Genomic DNA, 11,456 nt, shown 5'->3' with positions numbered 1-11,456 from the left:
CCCTACGAATGAAAGTCAGTCCGCCGATGCGAGAGGGCCGGCCATTCGGGCCAACCGTTCTACCGTCTCGGTGAGCGGCCCGCGTGTGTCGATCTCCACGGTGGCGGACGAGCGGAGCAGCGGCTCGATCTCGGCGGTGTCGCTGACGATCTGCTCTCGCTCGTCAGGAGTCTTCCCGAAGGGGTTGGTGTCGCGAGTGGCGATGCGCTCGAGCATCACATCGATCGGCGCGCTGAGCAGAACGACCTGGTCGAACCGGGAGTAGAACCGCACCTGATTCCACACCGTTCCGGCCACGAACAGCGGCGTCCCCGTGCGCTCATGCTCGGTGAGCAACTCGTTGATCCGGCCCTCGCGCCATTGGCGCTCGGTACCGTCGCCATCGGCCTGAGGAACTTCTTCGATCCAACCTCCGACGTCTGTGTCCACCACCCGATACCCGAGCCGCCCAAGCCTGTCCAGGACCGTCGACTTCCCCGTACCGGACATCCCCGTTACGAAGATCGCCGCCATACTCCCAGCCTAGAGGGCAAGGCATGGGCGCTGGTGGAGCCGCTGCCGCCACCGGCGAACCGTCGCTCTGAAAGCCAGCTCCGCTGGCCTCCGCGCAACCCCCGAACGTCTGCACCGAAATGCGCCGATACTGAATCGCTTCGGCGATCGCCACGCCGTGTCGCCGAGCGATGAACCAGGCCAACGGGGCGGAGGAATTGGCTGCTGGTGAGATTTGAACGGCTTGCCGTCGACCTAGGTAACGGTATCGGCGCGGCCATGCGCGACCCGTCGGACCCGTGCTCCGTGCCCACCTTCGACTGCGGGGGCGTTCCCAGCCCTCGTCACCTCTCTTAGGCGTCATCTCATTTGGCTTGGTGGCGGTAGCCTGCGGTCGTGGAGATGGTCGAGCGGTTGGTGCCTGAGGAGTTGTGGGAGCGGTTTCAGCGGGTGGTGCCGCCTGCTCCGACGCGGCCGCAGGGTGGTGGCCGGCGTCGGCACGGGGATCGTGAGGTGCTGGCGGCGATCATCTTCGTGGCCACTACCGGCTGCACCTGGCAGCAGTTGCCGCCGGTGTTCGGGCCGTCGGGCCCGACCGCGCACCGGCGCTTCACCGAGTGGAGTGCCGCGCGGGTGTGAGCCAGGCTGCACCGGCTGGTGCTGGATGAGTTGGGGGCGCGCGGGGAGCTGGACTGGTCGCGGTGCGCGATCGACTCGGTCAGTGTTCGCGCTGCGAAAGGGGGAGCTAACCGGCCCGAATCCTGTCGATCGCGGCAAACGTGGGTCGAAGATCCATCTGCTGACCGATCGTGCCGGGCTGCCACTGTCTGTCGGGATCTCAGCGGCCAACACCCACGACAAGCTCGCACTGGAGCCGCTGGTGCGGGGCATCGCACCGGTCCGCTCGCGGCGCGGCCCGCGTCGCCGCCGTCCTGGCAAGCTGCACGGTGACAAGGGCTATGACTACGCCGACCTGCGGCGCTGGTTACGCGAACGACGCATCACGCCGCGCATCGCCCGCCGCGGGATCGAGTCCTCCGAGAGGCTGGGGCGGCACCGCTGGGTGGTGGAACGCACAGTGTCCTGGCTGAGCGGCTGCCGCCGGCTGCACCGCCGCTACGAACGCAAGCCCGAGCACTTCCTGGCCTTCGTCGCCATCGCCGCCACCCTGATCTGCCACCGCCGACTCACCAAATGAGATGATGTCTTAACACAGCTCGGACGGCCCTTCCCGTCGCGGGTGCCGTCCCGTCAGGCGGCCGTGGTCGAGCCCGCCACGCGGAGCTGGAAGGACCGCAGGACCATCGCCATCTCCATCGCGCTCAGGGTCACGCCGAGGGTGACGTGAGCGGCGACAGACCCCTTCACGCCAAGCGCGGCCTGAGCGAGGGTGAACACCAGGATGGCGATCGCCCACGGGAGCGGCCACTTCAGCCAGCGGTTGCGGCGCCAGACCAGGATGGCGAGCACGAGCTGGAAGATCACCAGGAACTCGACCACAAAGGCGTTTATCTGGTGCGGATCGATCGAGTTCACGTCGCCGTTCAGGAACATCCCGGCCGTGAGGCCCTGCAACAGGGTCCCGAGCAGACTGAGAACCGCCACGGCCCGCAAGAGGGTAACTGCCGTCCCGCCCTTCACGGTTTGGTCCCTGATGCCCGCCGTGCCTGCCCCGGAGCCGGATTGCGCGCCCTCGAACGAGGTGTCGTGCATCGAAGTCCCCATTTCTCTCCTGCTTGGCGTGGGGGTAGGGGTTTCCTGCGGCGGAGCACCGCCGACCGAACGGCCCCCAGTTACCCCACCGACGCCCCACCTCACCGAGGACGACATGGCCCGGTGGTTTGTGACATCCCCCAGCCACCCGCCAACCGAGTCCCGAAAGCCCCACAGCGGCCATGAACGCGTACGCCCAGCGCAGAGCATCGCACCGGTCAGGAGGGACTGGCGGCGAACAGGGGCGGCGAGGACACCTTCTAATTGCGAGCCCTCGCAGGGGCGATGAGGACAACCATCAAAGCAGAACGGAAAGCGAATGCCATTCATTTGTGAACCCTCGTAGGGGCGATAAGAACCCGCGATCAGGGCTGCAACGGCAAACGGGATGCGGCGTTGCGAACCCTCGTAGGGGCGATGAGGACCCCGCCCTTCCTCCACCTGCGGGACGCTATCCCGACGTTGCGAACCTTCGCCAGGGCGATGAGGACCAGTGGCCTTTTCAGCGTCCAGCTACAACCCTCGGTGACGTTGCGAACCCTTGTAGGGGGCGATGAGGACAGGTCAGATGCGCGTAGAGGTGGGCCAGTTCAATTTGTTGCGAACCCTTGTAGGGGCGATGAGGACACCGACCCGGACACAAGCGGTTTCCCCAAAGAGTCGTTGCGAACCCTCGGAGAGGCGATGAGGACCTGCCATGACCCGAAGCTCCATGTTGCTGTATGTTGCGAACCCTTGTAGGGGCGATGAGGACCAGGCGGTGATCGACCACCCCGAGCTGCGGTCACTGATGTTGCGAACCCTCGTAGGGGCGATGGGGCCTCCGTCACCGTGGACGATTACCGCGCACTCAACCTCGGTTGCGAACCTCGCAGGGCGATGTGAACCCGTCCAGGTCTGGATTACGGTCTCTGCGAAAACTACGCGTTGCGAGCCCTCGTAGGGGCCATGAGGACGTGGGACACGGCGACCGGTGATGACGCCCGCAGCGTGTTGCAAACCCTCGTAGGAGTGATGAGGACTCCCGCCGGACGGTTGCGCGAGATGATCGGGGAGTTGCGAACCCTCGTAGGGGCGATGAGAACTTGGGATGGACATCGAGCGCACCACGTTCAACCTCGGTCGGTCGCGAACCCTTGCAGGGGCGATGAGGACGTGACCCGGTCATGCGAAGCGCGTACGCCTTCCTCGCCGAGTTGCGAACCCTTGTAGGGGCGATGAGGACTCACAGGGCAGGTCGCTGTTCGGTTCAGGCATGGTGTTGCGAACCCTTGTAGGGGCGATGAGGACCGCGATCAGTGCGGCGGAACAGGGGAAGGGATACGCGACGTTGCGAACCCTTGTAGGGGCGATGAGGACTGGGAGGACGGCGTCCTTCTCGGCGTCGGCGTCACCCCCTAGTTGCGAACCCTTGTAGGGGCGATGAGGACTGCGGCCCCCACGAGCGCGGGAGACGTGGCCGCGTCCGTTGCGAACCCTTGTAGGGGCGATGAGGACCCCACGGTAAAACTGCAGGTCCATGGGGGCAAGGTGGCGGTCTGGGAGTCGTGCTTTGCAGCGAACCTCCGGTTGTGCAGGCGGGCCCGGCGTGTCGCTGAAAATCGTCTTGATCAAATTTGGTTGGCGTGTGGCTGAGGGGGCTACAAGATGTCGGTGGGGGCTGGCTCGGCGGCGCCCCAGGTTAGGCGAATGGGTGTTGTTCCAGGCGGGAAAGTGTAAACGATGACGTTGTCGTAGCTGAGATCCAGAAGACTTTCGACCTCTGCCTGGAAGCGACGTAGTTGGGCTTCGCTGACCTGGCCTTCGAAGACACTTCGCTGGACGTGGTGCAGGTACTTTCGACATGTTCGCAGGATCCGAGGATTTCGTTCGACCGCGGTGTCGTAGACGACGATGACGTGCACTGAGCTTCTTTCACCACCAGATCCTGAAGGGTTTGTACGGGGTGCCTTCGAGGCATCGCCGGGTTAGCGCGAGTGCATCGAGGTAGAGGAGTTCGTCGTAGGCGACGGGGCGCCCGAGCGAGCGGTGTGCGACAGTGATGGCGAGTTCGTCGCGGACGGACTGGACTACCAGCTTTCGGCCACTTTCACTGAGCATGGCCTGGTTGGCTTCGCTGTCGAAGTGATGCTCCTTGATTTGGTTGCGGGCGGACATTCGCAGAAGCAGGCGTTCGGCGAATAGCGGTTTGAACATCTCCGAGATATCGAGAACAAGGGAGTGGCGCTGGCGCTCCATGCTGCTGTGCAGGAAGGCGATGCCGGTGTGCAGGGGCGTCAGGCGCAGTGCTGTGAGGGTTCGGGCATAGATGATGCCGTTCACGTAGCTGATGAACGCGTTGCCGGCGTTCTTCGGGGGACGGCGGCTGCGTCCGCCGAGTTGGAGCCATCCGGGGAGTTTGGTGTCCAGGACGTCCCATGCCGACCGACGGAACGTTCCTTCTATCCCCATGAGGTGGGCAGAAGATTCAGCGGCCTCGATGTTCTTCTGCAGAACGGCGTATGGACGTGCGAGGAGTTTCCGGTCGATGACGCGGCGGACGTTGAATGCGGCGGAATCGACGATGCTGCGAGCGACCTTGAGGGCGGCTTCGGGGTTTTCGGCGAGTCGGGCCTGCGCAAGGACGGTCTCGCCAGAAGTGCTGGTGTCGGACGTGAGGAGTGAGCCAGCGTAGTCACCGTAGTGACTGAGAAGATGGACGTTGATCCGGTGCCGGTTGAGGAGCGCGACGACAGCGGTGTTGATGTCGGTTTCGGCGCAGGCGACGATGTCTCGGACGTCGGTGACCGGAATATGAACCTTGCCGGCGGATTCGCGTTCGATGATGAGCGATTCGTCCTTGCGGCGGATCCGGCAGGGGCTGGTGAGCCAGTAAGTGCGTGCGGCGGCGGGCATGTCATTCCGTCCAGCAGTAGTCGGTGAAGCTGCATCCACGGCAGGCGGAGCGCGCCAGGCGGGCGGGCGAGGTGGGTGCGGCAGCGACTCCGATGACTTCGGCGATGTCGGCCTGCGCCTGGCCTGCGGCTTCTGGTGTGTAGGGGTAGCGATGGGTGCGGCGGGTCTTGGGGTAGTGCAGGATTGCGCCCTTGGCGTCGATGCCGATCTGTTCGAGCCGGTAGCAGTAATGCCGTCCTTGGGCTTGGTCGGCGGGCGTGGGCCGGGTTGACGATTTGACTTCGTGCACCCAGTGCTGCCCGTCGATGAAGTCGAGTTTGGCGGCGCCGAGGTCTACGGGGCTGCTCCGGGCGTAGGAGGTCTCGTGGACGGCTTCACCGAGTCGAACGGCGCCGCTCAGGTGTTCGGGCCGAACTCCGCGCAGGTAGAGCCAGAGTTGGCGCGGGCAGTGATAGAGGTATTTGATGTGGACGCCGCCGACATCGTCAGCATTGATCACAGAATTTCACCGGGTTCGTATTTCTGTTGCGTATCGCGGTGTATAACGCGTAGACCCAGGCGCGGGTCGTACTCGGCGTCGATGACGCGGACTTTGAGGCGTTTGTCGTATGCGCCGATGCCCATGCACCAAGCAGGCAGCGGGATGAGGTATTGGTCGGCATGCAGACGGCCGGCACTGGGGTGTTCGCCAAGTCCAAGGCAGACCGGTAGTCGTCGTAGTCTTCTGCGAGTATCGCTTCGATTCCCTCGAATTGTTCGTCGAATGCTTTGGTGAGTTCAGAGCGGTCATCAAAGGGTTGTGAGAACGTCAGGAAGGTGTCTTCGAAGTTTGACCGGTGTTCATCGACTCTCTGCGCCCATTTCTGACCCCACGGGCTGGTGTAGATCTCATCGAGCCAGCCGGTGATGACTTGCTCGTTGATGGTCTGTCCGTCATGGCGGTTGAGGATGTCCCAGCCGAGCAGCGTGGGTTCGGCCTCGTAGACGCCGTCGGCCCAGAGGTCGTCTCCTCCGCTGCGTCGGGTGTCGTAGACGGGTTGGTGGACGACGACAGGCGCTGGGGCGAGCGCACCCAGCCTGTTGGCTCTGCCGAAGCGCTGGACGAGGGCTTCGAGGTCCGCGGCTGAGGTGTGGCAGGCGTCGAGGTCCAGGTCAAGGGACACTTCTAGGGCCTGGGTTCCGACCAGCAGACCGGCCCGGCGAGGTTTCCCGCTGGCGAAGCGCTCCTGGATCGCTGTTTCGATGGCGGTCCGGTCCATCCGGCGATAGCGCGAGTGCAGCAGGTGGGCGGAGTTCGCGCCGTGGAGTTCGATGCAAGAGGGCCCGAGGGTCTCGTAGAGGCTGATCGCGTCGCGGACGTTGTTGGCGACGACGAGGACGGACCGGCCGTCGGCGAGCCGCTCGCGTATCTCGTCGAGGGAGGGTTCGTCGGTGAGGTGGGCCTGGCGGATGTGAAGCCGGTGACGGAGCGGTGCATGGGTCTCCGGTAGGGGTTCGACCAGGGCCGTTTGCCCGTCGAGGGCTTGAGTCACCAGGTCGGCCAGTGCGGTCGGCATGGTCGCGGAGAGCACGGCGATGCGTCCGCCGAGCCGGTGCCAGAAGCTCATGATGGCGAGGATCATGCCGAGACGGCGGACGTCATAGGCGTGCAGCTCGTCCAGGATGAAGATCGAGTTGGCGCTGTCGGTCAGGACGCTGGAGTGCACGGGGCCGGCCAGGGCGCCCCGCAGGACTTGATACGGGGTGCCGACGCGAAAAAGCTCGCGGAAGTTCTTCGTCGCCTCCGCGCGGGAATGGGCTTTGACCGCGGCATCCACCGTGTCGGCATCCGCCGTGTCGGTATCGGCCGTGTCGGTATCGGCCGGATGGGTGCCGGGCATGTCGGTATCGGCCGGGGCGGCATCGTCACCGGCGCATCCGTCGGCGAGGGATTGTGCGAGATGGTACGAGGCCGCCTTGGAATGGGCGACGCCGATTCCATCGGGTGAGTTCAGGTCTTTGCCGAGGCGGAGGGTCATTGCGTTGATGCTCGCCAGGTAAGGCAGCAAGTAGAAGACGCGAGGATTGCCCTTCGTCCGGGCCGCCAGGGCGCGGATCTGGGCAGCAGCCCACAGAAGGACGGCCTCGGTCTTGCCGCTTCCCGTCCAGGAACGCAGGAGGAGGTTGCCAATGGTTTCGGAGGCTGCCCGCTGTTGTGGACGGAGCGCGTGGCCTTGGACGGAGAGTCGTTCGACCAGCCGGGTCGAGTAGGTTTCATCCAGCGGGTGCCTGGTCTCCAGGGGTGCATGTGCTGAGGACAGGTGATCGGCCATGGTCACGGAGCCCAGTAACAGGACGGCCGTTATGCCGCGGTCATCGCCGGCTGGCAGCGACCATTCCCACTGGTCCATGACGCTTTGGAAGAGCCGATGAGCAGCGTCTGTCAGTTGCCGGACATCCGTCCGGGGTGCGTTTTCAGGGAAAGGCAACCCGTACTGTTGGCCTGTGGCGTGTAACCATTTCATGAGGTCGGCAAGGCGGTCCGGGTCGGCGGGCGTGAACTTGCCGGCGAAATCCTGGGGCTGATCGTCGCCGTACTGCGTGAGCAGGGGCAGCTTGGACGGGCCGTCGAGGCCGGAAGTGAACGGGCGGTGGTGCCCGGCCACCGCCGCCGCGACCCACTCGCGCTGTTCGGCTGGCACATCCGCGAGCAGAAGTTGTACGAAGCCAAGGGAAAGCACTTCGTGTCTCTCGCCCCAGAGGATCGGTTCCTGTCGAGGAGTGTTGCCGATCATCCGCTGGAACCCGTCTGGCAGCTTCCCGGTGTCGTGGAGGAGTGCGGCGATCGCGGCCCACGTCCAGAACTCGGCGGGCATGCCTGGGATGTCACCGATGCGGGCTCGGATCGTCCGCGCGGCTTCCAGGGTGTTGAGCAGGTGGTCTGTCAGCAGCTCACCGGGCACTCCAGGTGTGGAGGAGCTTTTCGCGCGCAGGTCCTTCACGACCACGCTCCGCAGGTTCAGGTGGCAAGGATCAGTTGGTTCGGATGGACGGGCGGGAGCATCGCGACAGCCTGCCCGTCCCGGGTGGCGAGCCCGGTGTCGATTTCGGCGCGGGCACCGGCCGCGGCGTACCGGTAGCTGTCCCAGGTGAAGCGGGCCCGGTCGTCGGAGATGACGGTCGTGAGCCGCATCGCCGTCCCGGTCGCGTTCGGTAGGTCGAGGGGGACGACGGCATGGCCTTGCCGACCGCCGGACGTGTGCAGCTCAACGCGACGGGTGATCGCGGCGGCCAGGTCCTGGCTGCGGCCGAGCCGCACAGGCCAGGCCGGGCGGCGAAACGCACGGGCCCACAGGTCGATGTCGTCGGTGAGCCATACCGTCAGCGTGACCAGGGCCAGGAAATCGCGATCCTTGATGGTGGCGTTGGCCGGGGTGCCCGGGACGCCGAGTGGGTGGTAAGTCTCCAGGTCAGTGCCCGAGCCGGCAGCGCGGAAGGTCATGCCGAAGCGAGTGTTGATGGGGACCCGGTCCCATCCTCCGGCGGCGGCGGCGAGCAGCCCGCCGACGGTGGACGGCGGCGGGCAGGGCAGCCCCACTTGAAGCCCGTCATAGAGGGGGTTGCGGAAGCTGACGACCGGGGCGGTGACGGTCAGTTCCAGGGCCTCGGGCATGGCGATGCTCCTTGCGAACGGCACGGATGGCAGGCGCGGACGGCGGGCGCGGGCAGTTCGCGCGGACGGCAGACGGCGGACGCAGATGGTGGGCGCGGACGGCGGGATGCTCCCCCTCGAAGGGGCGATGAGCAGGGGAGGGCGCTACCGCGGGTCGTCGAACCACGAGTCGCGTTCGCCGGATTCGATCTCTTCGGCCAGGGTGTTCAGCACGGTCCGGGGATGTCCGAGGACGAGCCTCTCCTCCTTGATCAGGTCGGCGAGGTCGCTGCCTGCCCGGTCGCGCTGGCTTCCGAGGAAACCGGGCGCCCATCCGATGCGGACCGGCCCGTCCAGCTCGTCGGCCCACGCCTCGATCTCCTCGCGCAGGACGTCGGCGTCGAAGTACGTCGCCTTCTCGCGCTCCCGGATGACCCTGGTGAACGGGTTGGTACCGCCCCTGATCGGCGCGAGGATGACGAGGCCGGGCGTGCGGTCGCCGTAGTGGGCCGACTGTTTGGCGCCGCCCTTGACCATGGCCATCGTCCGCAGCAGGACCGCGACCCGGCGCCGCCGCTCCTCGATCGGCAATCGCACGCATTGCACGTCGCGCAGGACGACCTCGCTACCGCCCTTGTCGACGACCTCGTCGGCCAGGCCGCCGGGAAGCGCGGCCTTGGTCGTCCTGCCGCCGGTCTCGAACGTGCCCACGCGGGGCAGGTCCAGGAGCAGGTCACCGGCCAGATCGGCGGTGTACATCTCGTGCTCGTGGATGACGGGGTGGGTTCCGGGCTCGAAGTCGCGGCTCATCGTGCCGAAGTCCATGACGGGTTTGCTGGGCACGACCGAGACCAGCGTGCCGGTCGCCAGCACCGTGTCGCGCATGAACGTCTTCGACTCGCCCTTCTTCGCGCCCGCCTCGTCCGCCTTGACCGCGATCATGTAGCCGAACAGGTCGTCGTCCAGGTACAGGTCCGGACGGCCACGGGTGTAGGCCTGCTGCTTCTTGCCCTCCCCGCTGCGGATCACCGGCGAGGTCGGCTCGCCGGCCGGCAGGCTGTCGCGCAACCACCGGCGACCCGCCTGCGCGGACACGTACGGGTACTTGTCCCCCCGTCCCGCCGTGAACTGCTTGACCATGCCGCGGTTGTCCTCGCCCCGCCCGTTGTTGGGCGCCCCGGCCTTGATCTGCAGGATCTGCTGTCCCACCAGGAACGTCACTGTTCCGTCCCTTCCTCCTGGTCGCCGCCCGCGGCGTCGGCCAGGTCCTTGATCTCTTGGAGTTCCTCCTGCGAGCCCTTCGGCTCCCAACCCGCCTCGGCCAGCGCCTCCAGGACGGCGAAGACCAGCAAGCGCCGCCACGACCAGGACCGCTCGTCCTCGAACAGCAGCCGGTACTCCTGCACCGGCAGCAGGACCGGTGGGGTGTCCTTGGGACGCGGGAACAGCAGCCAGTCCACGCCCTTGGAGCGGAACCAGCCGTACAGGTTCCCGCCCTTGCCGTTGGCGCGGATGAAGTCGCGGAACGGGCCGGGACGGCTGTCCTGCCCCAGCAGCGCGGCCAGCCGCCCCGCAAGTTCCTTGATCCGTTCGACGTCCTTGTCGTCCATGGTCAGCACCTCACGGCAGTAGGAGTACAAGAGCGGGGCCAGCACCGCCGTTTCGGCGGGGATGAGCACGGCCGCGGAGATCCGGTTCAGGACACGGCCGATCGCGATGTCCAGGATCTGCGGCGGCCGGGTGAACGCCCGCTTGGCCAAAAACGCCTCTCCTGGAACCTGCTTGGTCTCCTGAGTCGCGACCAGCACCGGATATCCGGCGCGTCGTTTGGAGTCCCTATTAGTGGTCCGGAGCCATTCAGCGACTGGCTGGCTCAACTCCTGCGTGGCGAACAGTTGCTCCTTGTTGGAGTTGGACAGCACGATCAACTCCACACCGGAGGTGATCCGCCGGCTGTAGGCGCGCGCCGCACGCAGCACCCACAGCTCACGCGCGTACGGGCCGGGCTTGGCTCCCTTGGACGTCCCGACGGAGGCACGCCGAAGAGTCTCACCCACCGTCGCCGCGGTCATTTTCGCCAGGAAGTCGTCGTCCCAGGAATGCATCAGCGCGGCCCTGCCACCTGACAGCGAAGCCCCGTACGGAAATGCCCAGAGGCTGGCGACGCACGGATAGCACAGAGGCGTTCCCTCATGGCCGGGCGCGGTGGTGTTGCGGTGCGCGATGCTCGCCCCGAGCGGAATGTCGACCTTGCCGTACCAGCCGCAGGCCGCACGTCCGCAATACGTACACGGCACCCCCGGCCAATCCGCCGGCTCCGGCCAAGCGCGCCACTCGCGGATCAATCTCTCCCGTTCCGAGGAAGACTGCTTACCGCGCGCGGTGGGATTGAGTTTGGAGTTCGGCCACAGCAAATAGCTGGCCCCGAGCCAGAACCCGCCGGGATCAGCGGCCTTCGCCGCCCCGACCGTTTCCACGAGATGGCTCGTCATCCGTTCGACGGCCACGGTCAGCACATCACCCGACACCTCGCAGGGGTGATCAACCTTGGCCAGAGCGGCCAAGGCGAACGCCCCCACACGCTGCAACGGGCTCGCCGTCAACACCAAGGCACGCGGATCAGCCGTGCGTATCCAGCTCCCGGATGGCGGGACGCCCAATACGGCGTCAGGCACTGATCCAGCCCATCCCCGTGCTGTTGGCCTGCCCCAACCCCCAGGAGTGC

The 11,456-nt window shown here is 66.0% G+C and carries 9 protein-coding genes and 1 pseudogene; 1 reads left to right on the top strand and 9 read right to left on the bottom strand.

Annotation, left to right across the window (positions count from 1 at the left end):
• Window positions 1-15: 15 nt before the first annotated feature.
• Window positions 16-513 carry an AAA family ATPase gene (locus ETD83_RS33935; RefSeq protein ID WP_138649299.1) on the bottom strand — a complete coding sequence of 166 codons (498 nt, stop codon included), beginning with the start codon at window positions 511-513 and terminating at the stop codon, window positions 16-18.
• Window positions 514-894: 381 nt separating this feature from the next.
• Between ETD83_RS33935 and ETD83_RS33930 the strand changes: the two are divergent.
• Window positions 895-1,690 (top strand): annotated as a pseudogene (locus tag ETD83_RS33930) (IS5 family transposase).
• A gap of 53 nt (window positions 1,691-1,743) precedes the next feature.
• Here ETD83_RS33930 and ETD83_RS33925 read toward each other — a convergent pair.
• The 8 genes from ETD83_RS33925 to ETD83_RS33890 all read right to left on the bottom strand — a co-directional run bounded on the left by ETD83_RS33925 (window position 1,744) and on the right by ETD83_RS33890 (window position 10,788).
• The gene (locus tag ETD83_RS33925) at window positions 1,744-2,205 is read right to left on the bottom strand and encodes a COX15/CtaA family protein (RefSeq protein ID WP_138649298.1); all 462 of its coding nucleotides are present in this window, start codon (window positions 2,203-2,205) and stop codon (window positions 1,744-1,746) included.
• Between the two features lie 1,640 nt (window positions 2,206-3,845).
• On the bottom strand, window positions 3,846-4,109 hold the full coding sequence (cas2, locus tag ETD83_RS33920) for a CRISPR-associated endonuclease Cas2 (RefSeq protein ID WP_138649297.1): 264 nt from the start codon (window positions 4,107-4,109) through the stop codon (window positions 3,846-3,848).
• A gap of 10 nt (window positions 4,110-4,119) precedes the next feature.
• Window positions 4,120-5,100: a CRISPR-associated endonuclease Cas1 gene (cas1, locus tag ETD83_RS33915; RefSeq protein ID WP_138649296.1), complete on the bottom strand. Its 981-nt coding sequence runs from the start codon at window positions 5,098-5,100 to the stop codon at window positions 4,120-4,122.
• Window position 5,101: 1 nt separating this feature from the next.
• Window positions 5,102-5,599, bottom strand: a complete 498-nt coding sequence (locus tag ETD83_RS33910) for a CRISPR-associated protein Cas4 (protein WP_205718023.1) — start codon at window positions 5,597-5,599, stop codon at window positions 5,102-5,104.
• On the bottom strand, window positions 5,586-8,087 hold the full coding sequence (cas3, locus tag ETD83_RS33905; RefSeq protein WP_138649295.1) for a CRISPR-associated helicase Cas3': 2,502 nt from the start codon (window positions 8,085-8,087) through the stop codon (window positions 5,586-5,588). Before cas3 ends, ETD83_RS33910 begins: the two co-directional genes overlap by 14 nt.
• Before the next feature lie 11 nt (window positions 8,088-8,098).
• Complete coding sequence (gene cas5 / locus ETD83_RS33900) at window positions 8,099-8,752, bottom strand: CRISPR-associated protein Cas5 (RefSeq protein ID WP_138649294.1); 654 nt, start codon at window positions 8,750-8,752, stop codon at window positions 8,099-8,101.
• A gap of 144 nt (window positions 8,753-8,896) precedes the next feature.
• Window positions 8,897-9,952 carry a type I-B CRISPR-associated protein Cas7/Cst2/DevR gene (gene cas7i, locus ETD83_RS33895; RefSeq protein WP_138649293.1) on the bottom strand — a complete coding sequence of 352 codons (1,056 nt, stop codon included), beginning with the start codon at window positions 9,950-9,952 and terminating at the stop codon, window positions 8,897-8,899.
• Window positions 9,949-10,788, bottom strand: a complete 840-nt coding sequence (locus ETD83_RS33890) for a hypothetical protein (RefSeq protein ID WP_138649292.1) — start codon at window positions 10,786-10,788, stop codon at window positions 9,949-9,951. Before ETD83_RS33890 ends, cas7i begins: the two co-directional genes overlap by 4 nt.
• Window positions 10,789-11,456: the final 668 nt, after the last annotated feature.

The organism is Actinomadura soli (assembly GCF_005889715.1).
Taxonomy (GTDB): domain Bacteria; phylum Actinomycetota; class Actinomycetes; order Streptosporangiales; family Streptosporangiaceae; genus Spirillospora; species Spirillospora soli.
Note: the sequence above shows the minus strand (reverse complement) of the source record. Positions and strands in the feature narration are given on the sequence as shown.

What these genes read in the sequence shown, in the direction of transcription:
- ETD83_RS33935 (WP_138649299.1), bottom strand. Translation starts at nt 513, where the DNA reads ATGGCGGCGATCTTCGTAACGGGGATGTCCGGTACGGGGAAGTCGACG.
- ETD83_RS33925 (WP_138649298.1), bottom strand. Translation starts at nt 2,205, where the DNA reads ATGCACGACACCTCGTTCGAGGGCGCGCAATCCGGCTCCGGGGCAGGC.
- cas1 (WP_138649296.1), bottom strand. Translation starts at nt 5,100, where the DNA reads ATGCCCGCCGCCGCACGCACTTACTGGCTCACCAGCCCCTGCCGGATC.
- cas5 (WP_138649294.1), bottom strand. Translation starts at nt 8,752, where the DNA reads ATGCCCGAGGCCCTGGAACTGACCGTCACCGCCCCGGTCGTCAGCTTC.